Annotated in this window: 15 protein-coding genes; 1 reads left to right on the top strand and 14 read right to left on the bottom strand. The window is 42.9% G+C overall.

All coding sequences use genetic code 11. The annotated features are described in order from the left end of the window. Positions 1-303 precede the first annotated feature (303 nt). The 12 genes from PU629_RS01715 to PU629_RS01660 all read right to left on the bottom strand — a co-directional run bounded on the left by PU629_RS01715 (position 304) and on the right by PU629_RS01660 (position 12,188). Positions 304-864 carry a manganese efflux pump MntP gene (locus tag PU629_RS01715; protein WP_275282539.1) on the bottom strand — a complete coding sequence of 187 codons (561 nt, stop codon included), beginning with the start codon at positions 862-864 and terminating at the stop codon, positions 304-306. Positions 865-957: 93 nt separating this feature from the next. Continuing rightward, entirely contained in the window at positions 958-2,001 is a 1,044-nt protein-coding gene (locus PU629_RS01710) for an L-threonylcarbamoyladenylate synthase (protein ID WP_481900467.1), read from the bottom strand. A gap of 217 nt (positions 2,002-2,218) precedes the next feature. After that, a complete protein-coding gene (locus PU629_RS01705) occupies positions 2,219-2,659 on the bottom strand; it encodes a GNAT family N-acetyltransferase (RefSeq protein ID WP_275282538.1) in 441 nt (146 codons plus the stop codon). A gap of 173 nt (positions 2,660-2,832) precedes the next feature. Then, positions 2,833-3,486, bottom strand: a complete 654-nt coding sequence (gene spoIIR / locus PU629_RS01700) for a stage II sporulation protein R (RefSeq protein ID WP_275282537.1) — start codon at positions 3,484-3,486, stop codon at positions 2,833-2,835. A gap of 115 nt (positions 3,487-3,601) precedes the next feature. Further along, entirely contained in the window at positions 3,602-4,468 is an 867-nt protein-coding gene (prmC, locus tag PU629_RS01695) for a peptide chain release factor N(5)-glutamine methyltransferase (protein WP_275282536.1), read from the bottom strand. Continuing rightward, the gene (gene prfA / locus PU629_RS01690; RefSeq protein ID WP_275282535.1) at positions 4,465-5,538 is read right to left on the bottom strand and encodes a peptide chain release factor 1; all 1,074 of its coding nucleotides are present in this window, start codon (positions 5,536-5,538) and stop codon (positions 4,465-4,467) included. Before prfA ends, prmC begins: the two co-directional genes overlap by 4 nt. Before the next feature lie 183 nt (positions 5,539-5,721). Next, a complete protein-coding gene (locus PU629_RS01685; RefSeq protein WP_275282534.1) occupies positions 5,722-6,333 on the bottom strand; it encodes a thymidine kinase in 612 nt (203 codons plus the stop codon). Between the two features lie 156 nt (positions 6,334-6,489). Beyond that, the gene (gene rpmE / locus PU629_RS01680) at positions 6,490-6,693 is read right to left on the bottom strand and encodes a 50S ribosomal protein L31 (RefSeq protein WP_275282533.1); all 204 of its coding nucleotides are present in this window, start codon (positions 6,691-6,693) and stop codon (positions 6,490-6,492) included. Positions 6,694-7,381: 688 nt separating this feature from the next. Further along, positions 7,382-8,644, bottom strand: coding sequence for a transcription termination factor Rho (rho, locus tag PU629_RS01675; protein WP_275282532.1), 1,263 nt, complete (start codon positions 8,642-8,644; stop codon positions 7,382-7,384). A gap of 354 nt (positions 8,645-8,998) precedes the next feature. Continuing rightward, positions 8,999-10,294, bottom strand: coding sequence for a UDP-N-acetylglucosamine 1-carboxyvinyltransferase (locus PU629_RS01670; protein WP_275282531.1), 1,296 nt, complete (start codon positions 10,292-10,294; stop codon positions 8,999-9,001). Positions 10,295-10,666: 372 nt separating this feature from the next. After that, on the bottom strand, positions 10,667-11,530 hold the full coding sequence (fba, locus tag PU629_RS01665; protein WP_275282530.1) for a class II fructose-1,6-bisphosphate aldolase: 864 nt from the start codon (positions 11,528-11,530) through the stop codon (positions 10,667-10,669). 268 nt (positions 11,531-11,798) lie between these two features. Further along, positions 11,799-12,188 carry a response regulator gene (locus tag PU629_RS01660; protein WP_275282529.1) on the bottom strand — a complete coding sequence of 130 codons (390 nt, stop codon included), beginning with the start codon at positions 12,186-12,188 and terminating at the stop codon, positions 11,799-11,801. Positions 12,189-12,417: 229 nt separating this feature from the next. Here PU629_RS01660 and PU629_RS01655 point away from each other — a divergent pair, with 229 nt between their 5' ends. Then, on the top strand, positions 12,418-12,945 hold the full coding sequence (locus PU629_RS01655; RefSeq protein ID WP_275282528.1) for a DUF2529 family protein: 528 nt from the start codon (positions 12,418-12,420) through the stop codon (positions 12,943-12,945). A gap of 173 nt (positions 12,946-13,118) precedes the next feature. On the opposite strand, the gene PU629_RS01650 is transcribed toward PU629_RS01655, so the two are convergent. Together PU629_RS01650 and rpoE are read right to left on the bottom strand one after the other, a co-directional pair. Further along, positions 13,119-14,726 (bottom strand): CTP synthase, encoded by a 1,608-nt coding sequence (locus PU629_RS01650; protein WP_275282527.1) that lies wholly within the window; start codon positions 14,724-14,726, stop codon positions 13,119-13,121. Between the two features lie 292 nt (positions 14,727-15,018). Next, the gene (gene rpoE, locus PU629_RS01645) at positions 15,019-15,573 is read right to left on the bottom strand and encodes a DNA-directed RNA polymerase subunit delta (protein WP_275282526.1); all 555 of its coding nucleotides are present in this window, start codon (positions 15,571-15,573) and stop codon (positions 15,019-15,021) included. Positions 15,574-15,833: the final 260 nt, after the last annotated feature.

Below are 15,833 nucleotides of genomic sequence, written 5' to 3'. Positions count from 1 at the left end.
AATCAATCTAGTATTTAGATTATTTAAAGGCCTAAAACAAGCAACCTTTAATCGCCCAACGTTCCGACTAAAAGACCCTTGCACGCTCACCGCCGCAAATTCGGACGGAGTGCCGAAATAAAGGAATGACGTTACGCCTATTTCGGTGGAGCATAACGAGGATACGCTATCGCCTGCGAAAATAACCGTTTGAGAAAATAGACTAACGAGAACTGCCCGACGAAAAACAATCCCCATAATCTCCCGTGAAGTTTTTCTTTCTGATCGTATAAAAAACACCTATAATAGGCGTTTTTGTTTAAACTATAAATTTAACAAGAGTTTGAGTCCGAAAACAAATAGGATGCAGCCTCCTAGTACTTCGCTGTATTGCCCCATCACCTTTTGGAATCTTTTTCCTATTAACAATCCTACCCAGGTTAGGACCATACTGACAAGTCCAAATAAGACGAGGGTTACAATGACCTTTGCTCGGTAAATTCCTAAACTAAGGCCGACTGAAAAACTATCCAGACTAACACTCAGAGCAAAGAGGAGGAGGCCAAAGCCAATTGGTTGGACAAGCGGTGCCTCTTCTTTTTGAAAAGAAGAGAATATCATTTGGGCACCTAACAATAGTAAAAGCACGCCCCCGGCAACCGCCGCCCATCCTCCAAAATGTTCGGATAAATATTCACCTATTAGAATTCCGGCAAATGGCATGAGCACATGGAAAAGTCCAATTACAAATCCAATTTTGGCAATTTGCCTTAATCTCAGCTGCAACATTCCCATACCCATGCCGACGGAAAAAGCATCCATCCCGAGAGCAATGGCCATCATGAGCAGCGTCACGAATTGGCCAATTAATGCACTTGAAACCATACTTACGCCTCCTTCACATTCCTCATTTCAAGGTATGCATGTCCAGAAACGTTTAGAAGTTTAAGCGCATACTCCTCCCAAAGACTCTTAACATTAGTCAGCCTTGACTGTATTACCGCCGGCGGCTTTTTGAAGACGGTTCATAATCGCCTCACCTACACCTTTAACAGGGAACGCTTCACTCAAAATAAGATCAACATTTAGTTGATCAAACTGCCTGAGGCAATCGTAGAGATGAGAAGCAACCGTCGCCAGTTCAGCGCGTCTGCCGCAGCTTAATACATAATCTGCTTCTTTATAAAAAGATTGCCGTTCTTCAGTTGTTAATATCCCAACCACTTTCCCCTCTTCTTTTGCCTGCTTAAGCAGCTTCTCGAGTTTTTCAAAAGACTCCACTAATACGAGAGGGGCATTGGGAGCATAATGGGTATACTTCATTCCCGGGGAACGGGGGACAGCTGTGTTTTTTTCCAAATGAGGGTCCACTCGGATAGGGCCTAAGGTGTCTTCCAATTCCTCAAGTGTGATCCCTCCTGGTCTAAGCAACGTCACAGGATTGGTTGTACAATCCACGACCGTGGACTCCACTCCCACACCGGTTGGGCCCGCATCAACAACACCCGCAATACGATCCTTCAAATCATGGACCACATGACGGCCTTGAGTGGGGCTCGGCTTGCCTGAACGATTGGCTGATGGAGCGGCAAGCGGAACTCCAGCCAGTTTAATCAGCGCAAGAGCGATTGGATGATTGGGCATTCGAATACCAACCGTATCTAATCCTGCCGTCACAAGAGGTGATAAGGGTCCTTTTTTTGGAAGGACCACAGTCAAAGGCCCTGGCCAAAAACGTTCGATGAGTTTTTTTGCGGATTCTGGAATTACCGCAGCCACTTCTGCCAGCATGGCTTCCTCAGCAATATGAATAATAAGCGGATTATCTGAAGGTCGTCCCTTCGCTTCATAAATTTTCTGAACTGCCTCTGAAGAATAGGCATTGGCACCTAATCCATAGACGGTTTCTGTAGGAAAGGCGACAACCTCTTCCTTCTTTAACAGATCAGCGGCTTCCATCAAATCGGGGCTATTCAACAGCTTTGAAGAAGCTTCTACATGCCATACTTTTGTTGGCGTCATTACCTGTCACCTCTTATATAAAATCCTATTTCAAGAACAAATCTCTCATTTTTTATTTGATTCCTATTTTCGAAAGTAAGACGGATGTGATTTTTAAACTATTCACAAAGAGTAGCCGTCACCCCATCTTTGGCTTAATCACTTGATCGAAAGACTTCTTAAAGTATAACAAAAAGGGTATGCCCTCTCCAGCTAAGAGGACACACCCTTTTTATCACTAAACAAGTTCGCGAACTAAAACACGGGCTGTTTGCGCGGTTAATTGTTCGAGCGGAAGCAATTCTTTAATGGACTTTTCAAGCTTTTCTTCCTCTATTTCCGAGAAACCAAGCGGTTCAAATAGAGATGCCGGTGCGGGTGTTAGAAATAAAACCCGTTTCGCCTTATTTGATGCCCCAAAGGCGACTGCATGCTCAATAATTTGAAGGAGCACTGCCATATCACATCGCTTTGAATCAATGACAAGATGCCTTAAAAGGATGGTTTCATTTTCCTTGATGAAACCCAGCACACCCACAATGTCTGCCTGTCCATCTTTTGCCACTAAATATTGAATGAGTGACGCCTCTTTATCCCTAAGTTCTGAACCAACTCGTTCAATAAAAGTCTTTATTTTAGGCCGGTCAATCTCAGTGGCCATCGATATGGTTACTGTCATTGGTAGCCCTCCAATTCTAGCCGTCCTCACCCTAAAGGGCAGGCATCACGCACGTCCTTTTACAAGTTCACGAAACGTTAAGGTTTGATAAGTGCATGTTTTTGCGTTTTTCCTATACCATTTTATGTGCTAGAGGGCTCCTTTAGACCTTTCCATATTTTTTGCCCTAATCCTTAACCCGAATGGAAGAGGCCTTTAAAAAAACTAAAGATATTTTTAAACAGATCAACGAAGAAAAAGTGGACTTGGACTTGATTATCCTCTCCTGCAGAACCTTTAACCGAAGTATTCGCTGAAGCAGGCGCCGTCGCATGAGGGTCAGGCTTGACTGCATCACCGTTAGCAAAATCAAGAAAACAGAGTGGTGGAAATAGGACGCACCACCAATTAGCTCCCTGTCCTGAACCTAATGTTACAACGAGTGCTTGATAGATCCCCGCTGGATACACATAACCACCGTACATCTTTGTCGGAAACTTAGCCTCTCCAAGAGTTACAGTATATGGCATTTTAATGCCTTCCTCATCAAGTTTATCTTTCACCGTTTGACGGATATCGTCAAGGTGGGCAGTTATTACTTTTTTCGCCTGTTTCGCTGTTTTAAGATCTTTCACCCATGTTTCCACATTGGCATTCACTTGATCCCGAATCTCTCTCTTTACTGCTTGGTCCTTTGCGGAATCGCTGTTAGCCAGAATCCGAAGACGAATCGCATCTTTAGGAATCTTTTGCCCGCCAGAAGGAGCTGCCAAACTTTTTTCCAATTGCATAAAGAATATAAATACTGCTAATAAAAGAATGAATGCGGCCATACTTTTTTGTCTCATTTTTTCTCCCGCCCTTACTAAAATCTAACTAGGAACAAGTATTGACGGGAGATTCAAAATTAAACCTATTAATCTATAAAAATAATAAAAAAACGCCTGTCAAACTTCGACAGGCTTAAGTATTCATCCAGGCAAACACCATTCGCTCATGCTTATTAATATCATTTTGAATCGAAACATGAACCTCTTTTCCAAATGCCCCTTGCAAAAACGCTTTTACCGCTTCTCCTTGTCCTTCACCAATCTCAAATCCAATAAGGAAAGGACGAGACTTAAGGACACCAGGAAGCTGCTCTGCTAACCGTCTATAAGGAGTTAGCCCATCCTCACCTCCATCTAAAGCAAGCCGAGGTTCATGATCCCGAACAAGCATATCCAGTTCTTCGACTACCGAAGAAGGAATATAAGGCGGATTGGACACCACAATATCAAACGTTCTCTGCCCCGCAAAAGGAAGCAATAAGTCTCCTTCTTCAAACGCGATATCCGCACCGAGTTTCACTGCGTTTTTCTTAGCTATCTCTAGGGCATCCTTCGAGAGATCCACAGCTGTGACATGTGCATTTGGGTCCTCGAGCGCTAATGTAATGGCTATGGCTCCACTGCCTGTCCCTACATCGCAATAAGATACGAATGCGTCTCCAAAAAGCTGACGGCGAAGATCCAAAATTCCCTGAATAAGCTCCTCCGTCTCAGGACGAGGAATGAGAACATCTGAATTGACTTCAAATAGGCGTCCATAAAAGGAAGCTTCTCCCATAATGTGCTGAACAGGGACTCCAGCACCATGTTGTTTGACTGCTTCTTCAAACCATTCCCGGTCCTTCTCCTCTAAATACTCCCTCATATTTATGAGCAACTGGGAACGGGATAGCTCTAGCCGATACATGAGAAGCCATTCTGCTGCATTAGCCTCCCTGCCTCTTTCCTTTAAAAAGGAAGAAGCCCAATTCAGGGCTTCAAAGATTCGTTTACTGCTCATTGGGCTTCTGCCTGCTCAATCATTTTAGCTTGCTCCTCGACAATTAACGCATCAATAATTTCATCCAGCTTGCCAAGCAAAATCTGATCCAGCTTTTGAAGTGTTAAACCGATGCGGTGATCCGTTACTCGGCTTTGCGGGAAATTATAAGTACGGATTCGCTCCGAACGATCTCCTGTTCCAACGGCTGACTTCCTGTTGGCATCATACTCCGCTCGAGCTTCTTTTTGAAATTTATCGTAAACGCGCGCCCGGAGCACTTTCATGGCTTTCTCTTTGTTTTTAATTTGTGATTTTTCATCCTGACACGAAACGACAATCCCTGTTGGTAAGTGGGTTAGCCGGACCGCCGACATCGTGGTATTAACACTCTGTCCACCTGGTCCGCTTGAAGCAAAGGTATCGACCCGAACATCTTTGTCATGGATTTCGACTTCGACCTCTTCTGCTTCCGGTAAAACCGCAACTGTCGCCGTCGACGTGTGAATGCGTCCGCCAGATTCAGTCTCTGGGACACGCTGAACACGATGGGCACCATTTTCATATTTTAACTTTGAATAAGCTCCCGTTCCGTTTACCATGAAAATAATTTCTTTGTAGCCGCCAACCTCATTTTGAGAAACTTCAATGACTTCCGTTTTCCAGCCTTGAGATTCCGCATAACGCGTGTACATTTTATACAAATCAGCGGCAAATAAGGCGGCTTCATCTCCGCCAGCAGCTCCCCGAATCTCCACAATAACGTTTTTGTCATCATTAGGATCCTTAGGAATTAAGAGAATCTTGAGGCGTTCTTGAAGGGTTTCAAGTTCCGTGCTCAATTCATTCATTTCAGCACGAATCATCTCCTTCATCTCACTGTCCGTTTCCTCCTCAAGCATAGTCTTTGCATCTCTCAATTGCTGTTCAGCCTCTTTAAACTGCCTGTACGTTCGGACTGTTTCCTCTAAATCAGCCGATTCCTTAGAGTACTCCCGTAATTTATTCGAGTCACTTATGATCTCAGGGTCTGAGAGCAATTGATTAAGCTTTTCATATCTATCTTCTAAAGCTTGTAAGCGGTCAAACACGTGCCTCACCTCTACAATTAGACATAGTTGATTAAATCTATCAGATACATACAACCATTTTATTCGTTAAAACACAAGGTCTAATAAAAACGCCGATTGATTTAATCGGCGTTATCATCAAAATACTTGTTTTTATTATATTATAGGCCAAGTCCAAAGGTCAAAACCTCGGTAAAACAAGATTTAAGACTGGGCTGCCCTTTCACGTCTGACTATTCCTTCAGGACGACCTGGAACCTCATGACAGGCACGGCATCTTGCCTCATAAGATTCAGATGCCCCTACCATAATAATTGGATCATGGTAGCTGGCCGGCTGTCCATTGACTAGCCTCTGAGTTCGACTAGCCGTTTCACCGCATTCTGTACAAATAGCATTCAGTTTGGTCACATAGTCACTCTCAGCCATAAGCTCCGGCATGGGGTGAAACGGCTCCCCGCGAAAATCCAAATCCAACCCAGCACAAATAACGCGATAACCTCGATCCGCTATTTGTCGGACGACATGAACAATTGTCTGATCAAAAAACTGGGCCTCATCAATGGCCACAACATCCGTATCTTCGTTCACAAGATCAAGGAGATCTTCAACATGTTGAACCGGAATAGCCATAACCGACTCTCCATCATGTGAAACAACCGCTTCCTCACTATAACGGTTATCAATCACCGGCTTAAAGACCTGGACTTTCTTTTTTCCGTATCTTGCACGCTTGACGCGACGAATTAACTCTTCAGATTTACCGGAAAACATGCTTCCACAAATGACTTCTACGCTACCCGGGTGGCTCTGCATCTTTAAAATCTCCTAACCTTTGATTTGTACTGAAAACCCTCTTGCTAACAGAACTGGACAAACACCTGTTTACGGTATTATTTACAAGATCTTATATAAAAACAGACATTTTTTAATTAAAAAGCAGACAAGGAATCCTTGTCTGCGGACAACCACTTATTTAAGATTGTATTTTTTCTTAAAGCGATCGACACGGCCACCTGCTTCAGCAAAACGCTGACGACCTGTGTAGAACGGATGGCATTCAGAGCAAACCTCAACGCGGATTGGACCTTTAGCCGTTGAACCTGTTTCAAACTCGTTGCCACATGAACAAATAACTTGTACTTTATTGTATTGTGGATGAATTTCTGTTTTCATCGCATTCAGCTCCTTTATGCCCTGCCCCTTTTCCAGAAACAGAGTTTACATCGAAATAATTATACCAAGCCCACTCCCCCGAGTCAACCTCATGAAAAATCTTCCTCGAATAGGCTACGTGCGGGCTTGTCCCGAGGAAGCCCTCTTCGGAGCATTATCTTGTAGACGCAGGGACAAGATCCAATTATCGAAGATCAACAATCAAAACCTAACATCGAATAGACTTCGTGCAGGCTTGTCCCGAGGAAGCCCTCTTCGGAGCATTATCTTGTAGACGCAGGGACAAGATCCAATTATCGAAGATCAACAATCAAAACCTAACATCGAATAGACTTCGTGCAGGCTTGTCCCGAGGAAGCCCTCTTCGGAGCATTATCTTGTAGACGCAGGGACAAGATCCAATTATCGAAGATCAACAATCAAAACCTAACATCGAATAGACTTCGTGCAGGCTTGTCCCGAGGAAGCCCTCTTCGGAGCATTATCTTGTAGACGCAGGGACAAGAACTCAATTATCGAAGATCAACAATCAAAACCTAGCATCGAATAGACTTCGTGCAGGCTTGTCCCGAGGAAGCCCTCTTCGGAGCATTATCTTGTAGACGCAGGGACAAGATCTCAATTATCGAAGATCAACACTCAAAACCTAACATCGAATAGACTTCGTGCAGGCTTGCTTATAGCCTCATTACGCTTGACCGTTCTTTCCCTTGTCAAAGAGGTCAAAAAATTCTTGATTGGATTTTGTTTTTCTAAGGCTTTTAAAGAAGTGTTCCACAAAATCATGGGAATCATCCATTGTTTTACGAATGGACCATAATGTATCCAATTGCTCTTTATCAAGGAGAAGTTCTTCTTTACGCGTTCCGGACCGGCGAATATCAATAGCTGGAAAGATGCGACGCTCTGCAAGCTTCCGGTCAAGGTGAAGCTCCATGTTTCCTGTTCCCTTAAATTCTTCATAGATGACATCATCCATACGAGAGCCCGTATCAATCAGAGCGGTAGCCAAAATGGTTAAGCTCCCCCCATCTTCAATGTTACGAGCTGCCCCGAAGAACCGCTTCGGACGGTGAAAAGCAGCTGGGTCAATACCACCAGAAAGAGTCCGACCGCTTGGTGGAATAACGAGGTTGTAGGCACGCGCTAAACGAGTAATACTATCCATAAGTATGACAACATCTCGCTTATGTTCAACAAGCCGCATAGCTCTTTCAAGCACTAATTCGGAAACCTTAATATGATTTTCCGGTACCTCATCAAAAGTTGAACTGACGACATCGCCATTTACAGAGCGCTCAATATCCGTTACTTCCTCAGGACGCTCGTCAACAAGAAGGACAATAAGCTCGACATCAGGATGGTTCGTTGTAATACTGTTGGCAATCTCTTTAAGAAGCATCGTCTTACCTGCTTTAGGAGGCGCTACGATGAGACCGCGCTGGCCGAAACCTACAGGTGCTATAATGTCCATCAGACGTGTCGAAAGCTTCTTGGAGTCTACCTCAAGAGTCATCTTTTTATCCGGATATAAGGGGGTTAGCGCTGGAAAATGCACACGTTCCTTTGCAGTATCAGGATCTTCGCCGTTAACCGCTTCCACATGTAAAAGCCCATAATACCGTTCATTCTCTTTTGGGGGTCTTACCTTTCCAGATACTTTATCTCCGCTTCGCAAATCAAAACGTCTGATCTGTGAGGCAGATATATATATATCTTCCGAGCTTGGAGAATAATTAATAGGGCGTAAGAAACCAAAACCCTCAGAAGGAATAATTTCAAGAACACCTTCCATAAATGAGAAACCATCCTGTTCAGCCCGAGCCTTAAGGATTGCGAAAATAAGTTCTCGTTTAGTTAACTTTCCATAATAAGAAATTTTATAATTTCGGGCAAGCTGATATAAATCTTTCAGCGTCATACTTTCAAGATCAGATAATGTTACTGCCATAATGCCACCACTCTTTATTTAATTTTACGCTGTATGCAATTGCTATGATTAGATGCCAATTAATTGTAGGAAATGGCGAAGTGTTCATTGGAGAGAGCTCAAGTGCCGGCTTGGCACGTCAAGCAAACATGATGACTGATAGAAAATTAGAATTGAAACATGTGGGGTTTTCTACACATTTTCCTTTTGCAAGAAAACTTCTAACGTCGATCAATTATACGCCTAATGCCTCATAATTTCAAGACAGCATCCTGCTTGAAGATGCTGTCTTGAACAAAGTTATATCTTAAAAAAATCGGCCGTCATAAAATGACCCTGGCGGCAACACAAAGGTGACTTTAGATCACTTCTATATTAGTCCTGAACCGTTATTTCATTTTTTTCTTCTTCTAATGCAAGCGGCGCACGCCAGATTTTGACGCCAATGCCTTGAAGCTTCTCAACCATTTTACTGTATCCACGATCAATATGTTCAACACCGATGATCTCGGTAATCCCTTCTGCCATCGTGCCAGCCACAACTAAAGCCGCACCTGCACGAAGATCAGTCGCTCTTACCCGTGCACCTTGTAAGCGGGTCGGACCCGTGATGATGGCCGAACTTCCTTCAACCTTCACTTCTGCACCCATGCGTCTAAGCTCATCAACATGTTTGAATCGAGCCCCATAAATGGTATCTGTTACAAGACTGGTCCCTAGTGCTTGAGTTAGTAAGGTAGTAAAAGGCTGCTGCAAATCCGTAGGAAACCCAGGGTAGACCAGTGTTTTGACATCTGAACGTTTAAAAGCGCCATTGCCTTGCGAAATGATAATTTGGTCATCTAAGACCTCAACCTTCACACCCATTTCACGAAGCTTTGCCGTCAAAGACTCGACGTGTTGAGGAATCACATTATCAATCACAACGTGTTCTCCCATGCCCGCTGCAAGGATCATGTAAGTCCCTGCTTCTATGCGGTCTGGAATAATCGAATGACGGCAGCCATGAAGCTCGTCAACTCCGTCAATCCGAATCACATCCGTCCCTGCGCCTTTAATACGAGCACCCATACTTGTTAATAAAGTGGCAACATCGATGATTTCCGGTTCCTTAGCTGCATTTTCTATAATAGTCTGCCCTTTGGCTCTCACAGCCGCTAGCATAATATTAATCGTGGCACCTACACTGACCACATCTAAATAGATGCGCGCCCCTCTCAGTTCATCCGCACGCAAATAAATGGCCCCTTGTTCATTTGTAATGCGGGCACCAAGCGCTTCAAAACCTTTGATGTGCTGATCAATAGGGCGCGGTCCAAGATTACAACCTCCTGGCAATCCTACCACCGCTTTATTAAACCGTCCGAGCATCGCTCCCATTAGATAATACGAAGCCCGCAATTTCTTTACCCGACCATTAGGAAGCGGCATGGAGACCATTTTCGAAGGGTCAACAGTCAACGTATTGCCCTCAAAGCTTACTTCTCCGCCAATTTCCTCTAGAAGTTCACTTAACAGATGTACGTCGGAAATATCGGGTAATTGATCAATGGTTACGGTCGAATTGGCAAGAATGGCAGCTGGTATAAGTGCCACTGCACTATTTTTCGCACCGCTCACTTGAATCGTTCCGTTGAGGCGATGCCCACCTTCGATTAATAATTTCTCCATGTTGAACTCCTTTTCCTTAACAGCCGCTTATCTTAAACATAAAGCAAAAAACGACCTTTTACTTGATAGTTTCTACAAATCATTAAAAAATCATGTGCCTTTTGGCAATATTAATATGTTTTGTTAAAAACAGGAAGGCTAGCATCAGCTGATTTTCAAGTGACGTTGCGCTTTAAAAATCAGGCAAACGTGATCCCTCGAAGAATCGAAAGCCTCCTCGGCTAAAGACAGCCTGTGCGGGGCTCACTAGGACCCATTCCCCACAGGACTTGTCTATTTCATTGCTCATTTTTAGAGAACTGATTTACACAAGGTAACAAACATTAACGGTTTCTGCCATTTTAACAAAAATAAAGATCTATTCTAAACGCATTAGGCTTTATTTGATGAACCGAACTCTCTCATTTTCCCCATGACGGTTTCTTTAATCGCATCGCGAGCTGGTCCTAAATATTTTCTTGGATCATAAAGATCAGGTTTGCTGTCAAGCACCTCACGAATAACTTTAGCAGAAGAGATTTGATTTTCAGTATTAACGTTGATTTTCGCATGACCGAGTTCAATGGCTCTCTTGATATCTTTGGTTGGAATGCCCGTGCCGCCATGAAGGACCAACGGAACACCTGTCATGTTCTTAATTTCTTCCATGCGTCCAAAGCCAAGATTTGGTTCCCCTTTATATGGGCCATGGACAGAACCTAATGCTGGAGCAAAGCAGTCAACGCCTGTTTCATCGATCAATTGCTTACATTCAGATGGAATAGCGTAAGCAGCTTCTGCATCGTTTACAACAAGGTCATCTTCTTGTCCACCAATTCGGCCTAACTCAGCCTCAACGGATACACCAACAGCATGTGCTGCATCAACAACACGCTTAGTCAGCGCAATATTTTCTTCAAGCGGGTAATGTGAGCCATCAATCATGACTGAAGTGAAGCCTGCTGTAATGGCTTGCATGCATTTTTCAAAAGAAGAGCCATGGTCCAAGTGAATCGCAACCGGAACGGTTACGTTATACTCCTCGACTAGGGCTTCAACCATTGCTACAACCAATTTGAAGCCGCCCATGTAGCGTGCTGCACCTTCGGAAACCCCTAAGATAACAGGCGATTTTTCTTCTTCAGCTGCCTGAAGAATCGCTTGAGTAAATTCCAAATTATTAATATTGAATTGCCCAACTGCGTATTGCTCTTTTCTCGCTTTATTCAACATCTCCGTCATTGACACGATAGGCATACAAATACCCTCCTCAAATTCAAACCACATTAAGTGTGAAAATCTCAGAATGAAGCTTATGCTAAACAATCGCAATCCATATTATAGCACAGAAAATAACCCATGCGTGAGACCAAAGTATTAAAAAATACAGCCCTATCATTGAAAGGGTTTTCTTCGCTTAATAAACGGGTTAAAAGAAATAATTACCAAGCACGGGGTGTTCCCATTTTCATTCTAATTTGCCCTGTTCAAGCTTACGGTTCAATGAGACTGCACAAAGGATTTCTTATCCAATCTCATTTTTGACCGCAGCAATGATCTCATCGATATCAAAGGGCTTTGAAAAATGAGTAATTGCCCCATTATCGATTGCCTCCTGAATCATATCCAGCTCACCATACGCCGTCATAATGATGACCTTTATTGTTTGGTCGATTTTTTTCACTCGCTTTAAAATTTCCAATCCATCCATCCCAGGAATTTTCATATCAAGGATGATAAGGTCCGGGCGTTCATTCTGTACTAAATTAAGGGCTTGAACGCCATTTGCTGCTTGATATGTTTTATAGCCTATTTTTTGAAAAATTTCATTCAGTAAAATCCGAATACCAAATTGATCATCGACGATCAATATTTTTTTGTTTGCTAGATTCTCTTGACTCGTTGCATTCTCCATTATTCTCTAACTCCTCAGTTTGTATTTTGATTAGGAAGATTTATATGTTAGGCTTCAACTATCATGGTTGTTTCTGAGAATTTCTTTCAGTCATTCATTAATTTTTTAATCGTTTGAATCCAATGTGAACACACCTTTTTATAGCTTTCGTGACAAAAGGCCAAAATCCTTCTTTTTATCCAATAAATAGGCAAAAATATCTATGTTTTTACAAATGGAGGTCGTACATATGAAAATGTATATTACACAGCTTCGTGGGGTTTTTGAAAAAGTAAGCCAAGAAAATGAAGATGTTCTTGAAGAGGCAGGGAGACGACTGGCTCAAACAATCGCTTCAGACGGGCAAATTTTCGTCCATGATTTTAGCCCTATCCCTCTCTTATCTATGGAGGCCACCAAAAGTGAAAACACCCTGCCGAACGTCCAACCCCTCTTAAATGACGAGGCGACAAAGCAACTGTCGGAACGGGATTTGCTCCTCCTCTATCTGCAAAAAGACTATGAAGACGAGGCAATCCGCCTGATCAAATCGGTTAAACCGTCCGGCGCTCAGATTATTGGCATTCTTTCCGCTGATATAATCGATCCGTTTGGAGATCTGTTCGACGCCTGCTTAACCGTCCCAGTCTCTGAACCGCTTATTCCATTTGATGATTTTGGAAAAATGGGCCATCCCGAAAGCTTAACCCTTCTCTTCACCTATCATCTGCTTTATTTTTCAGTGATGGAAATCGTGTCAGAACAAGCTTTGCTTTAACGATTTAAAAAGGGATTGATGATAACCTATTTTTTGGTCACAAACAGTGGTTGCCGCCAAGCCTTTAGCGAAGGCGGTCGCCACGTTTTCCTGCGTTGATTTTCTATCATGCTAAATTTTATATAGAAAAAGCCGGTCCTAAGGTCATCAATGACCTTGGACCGGCTTATTTTTTATTTTACAGTAATGGGCTTTAACGATGCTTCAACAAAATTCAGGAATAGAGGCTGTGGTCGGGTTGGACGTGATTTGAATTCAGGATGAAATTGCGAAGCCACGAACCAAGGGTGGTCCTTTACTTCAATAATTTCTACGAGACGACCATCAGGACTTGTCCCTGAGAACAGAAATCCGTGTTTCTCCATTTCCTCGCGATATTCATTGTTAAATTCATAGCGATGACGGTGTCTTTCATAGATCACCGGCTCACCGTAAGCTTCATAAGCCTTCGTGCCTTCTTCAATGCGGCATGGATAAAGGCCTAAACGAAGTGTTCCTCCCATATCCTCTATTTCTTTTTGCTCTGGCAATAAATCAATAATTGGATAAGGTGTCTCTGGTTTGATTTCAGCAGTATGTGCTCCTTCAAGTCCTAGGACATTCCGAGCAAACTCAATTGAAGCGAGCTGCATACCTAAACAGATCCCTAAGAACGGCACTTTGTTTTCGCGCGCATAACGAATGGCTAAGATTTTACCTTCAATTCCCCGGTCTCCAAAACCGCCTGGAACCAAGATCCCATCGACATCATCGAGAAGTTTTTCGACATTACCCTCTGTTACCTTTTCAGAATTGATCCACTTGATTTTGACATCCGCATCAAATTCAAAACCCGCATGGCGCAAAGCTTCAGCAACAGAGAGATAGGCATCTTGGAGCTCGACATATTTACCGACAAGCGCAATTTTTACCGTTTTGCTTAAATTTAGGACACGGTCAACCAGCTTCGACCATTCCATCATGTCAGCTTCAGGCGCTTGAATTTTCAAGTGGTTTAAAACGATGTCATCAAAGTGCTGAGCCTGCAAGTCAAGCGGAATTTGATACAGTGTTTCCGCATCTCGGCATTCAATAACTGCTTTAGAATCGATATCGCAGAATAAAGCAATCTTATCTTTCATGTCCTGTGAGATTTCCGTTTCTGTTCGAACGACGATCACATTTGGTTGAATCCCTAAGCTTCGAAGTTCTTTGACACTATGCTGTGTCGGCTTTGTCTTCATTTCGCCGGCTGCTTTTAAGTATGGAATTAATGTACAGTGAACGTACAAGACGTTATCACGGCCTACATCACTTTTGATTTGGCGAATAGCTTCTAGGAAAGGAAGGCTTTCAATATCCCCAACCGTTCCGCCAATCTCAGTGATAATGACATCAGCATGTGTTTCACGAGCGGCCCGAAAGACACGATCCTTAATTTCATTCGTGATATGAGGGATAACTTGAACCGTTCCCCCAAGATAATCCCCGCGGCGTTCTTTTCGAATAACCGAGGAATAGATCTTACCCGTTGTCACATTGCTGTTTTTACTAAGATTAATATCAATAAAACGCTCATAGTGACCCAAGTCAAGGTCCGTTTCAGCTCCATCATCGGTTACAAAGACTTCCCCATGCTGATAGGGACTCATGGTTCCTGGGTCTACGTTGATATATGGATCGAACTTTTGAATCGTGACACTAAGTCCTCTGTTTTTGAGCAATCGACCAAGTGAAGCCGCCGTAATCCCTTTCCCCAAAGATGACACAACCCCACCGGTCACAAAAATATACTTTGCCACAATGTTTCCCCCTTTAAAAATTAGTATGTTCAAATTCCATTACAATAAAGCCTAAATCTCGGTGCAGTCAATAGGAAGACATCGCTTAAGCAAAACTTTGATCTTCGGTTAACCAGTGATTGTTCTGATGCACGATATAAGACTTAAAATTGTCAAAAAACAAATAAAAAAGTGACACCCTCACTAAATGAGGGGCCACTTGTAGGTGTCTATATTTATAATCACTAATGGATTAAAATCATTAGCCCAAATGCCATTTTACCAAAGAACAGGATGAATAGCAATAGACAGTTTAATCTTTATTATCTTCCTCATCATCTTCAAACAACTCTTCATCGTCATCCTCGTCCTCATCATCGAGGTCGTCGTCTTCAAGTTCTGCATCGTCATCATCAACGAAGTCGTCATCTTCATCAAAGGAATCGTCTGAATCGTCATCGAAGAGATCGTCGTCATCACTATCATCGTCCTCATCATCATCATAAAGGTCAACATCTAGATCGTCATCGATATCATCGTAGTCGTCTTCAAAACCATCGAAGCCATAATCATCGTCATCCTTACGACGCTTGCGTTTTGTTGCAATTTTGGCTGCTGCTTCTTCTGTACGCTGCTCGACTGGATACCAGGCACGCAATCCCCAGAAGTTTTCACCGATGCTCAAAAAGCGACCATCAAGATTCATATTCGTATATAGACGCGCCAAGTATTCGGCACGACCTTCACCTTGGAGCTTCTCATCTACTACTTCATCAATTAATTCATAAAAAGTTCTTGGTTGCTTCCCGTTGGATAACAACTCATATACTTTTTCTAAGATTGGTTTTTCGGACACGTGGTGTGTCATATGCTCCCACTCCTTCGAACAATCACTAATCGAACGTTTTAGAAATCCTAATCTCTACTATATAAACTTTCAGACGCAAGTGCAAATACTAATCCCCATTTTTGGCAAAAACCCTCCGACTTTTTTCGGCTTTTTTCGAAAAAAATCGTTTCTTCAAGTTTTATCTACCAAGGCCAAGCAAAAACCAACTTGCTCTGAACGTTACCGAAACTAAAAAACTCCCTTTAGAGGGTATATTATATAACAGGAAAAGGGAGAGT

This window comes from Pullulanibacillus sp. KACC 23026 (assembly GCF_029094525.1).
Taxonomy (GTDB): Bacteria; Bacillota; Bacilli; order Bacillales; family Sporolactobacillaceae; genus KACC-23026.
The sequence above is the reverse complement of the archived record's forward strand: the minus strand, read 5'-3'. Positions and strand labels throughout refer to the sequence as shown.

Excerpts from the sequence above, each read along its gene's own strand:
- PU629_RS01670 (WP_275282531.1), bottom strand. The coding sequence starts at position 10,294 with ATGGAGAAATTATTAATCGAAGGTGGGCATCGCCTCAACGGAACGATT.
- PU629_RS01705 (WP_275282538.1), bottom strand. The coding sequence starts at position 2,659 with ATGACAGTAACCATATCGATGGCCACTGAGATTGACCGGCCTAAAATA.
- PU629_RS01685 (WP_275282534.1), bottom strand. The coding sequence starts at position 6,333 with ATGCAGAGCCACCCGGGTAGCGTAGAAGTCATTTGTGGAAGCATGTTT.
- PU629_RS01715 (WP_275282539.1), bottom strand. The coding sequence starts at position 864 with ATGGTTTCAAGTGCATTAATTGGCCAATTCGTGACGCTGCTCATGATG.
- PU629_RS01655 (WP_275282528.1), top strand. The coding sequence starts at position 12,418 with ATGAAAATGTATATTACACAGCTTCGTGGGGTTTTTGAAAAAGTAAGC.
- PU629_RS01710 (WP_481900467.1), bottom strand. The coding sequence starts at position 2,001 with ATGACGCCAACAAAAGTATGGCATGTAGAAGCTTCTTCAAAGCTGTTG.
- prmC (WP_275282536.1), bottom strand. The coding sequence starts at position 4,468 with ATGAGCAGTAAACGAATCTTTGAAGCCCTGAATTGGGCTTCTTCCTTT.
- rpoE (WP_275282526.1), bottom strand. The coding sequence starts at position 15,573 with ATGACACACCACGTGTCCGAAAAACCAATCTTAGAAAAAGTATATGAG.
- fba (WP_275282530.1), bottom strand. The coding sequence starts at position 11,530 with ATGCCTATCGTGTCAATGACGGAGATGTTGAATAAAGCGAGAAAAGAG.
- PU629_RS01660 (WP_275282529.1), bottom strand. The coding sequence starts at position 12,188 with ATGGAGAATGCAACGAGTCAAGAGAATCTAGCAAACAAAAAAATATTG.
- rpmE (WP_275282533.1), bottom strand. The coding sequence starts at position 6,693 with ATGAAAACAGAAATTCATCCACAATACAATAAAGTACAAGTTATTTGT.
- rho (WP_275282532.1), bottom strand. The coding sequence starts at position 8,644 with ATGGCAGTAACATTATCTGATCTTGAAAGTATGACGCTGAAAGATTTA.
- spoIIR (WP_275282537.1), bottom strand. The coding sequence starts at position 3,486 with ATGAGACAAAAAAGTATGGCCGCATTCATTCTTTTATTAGCAGTATTT.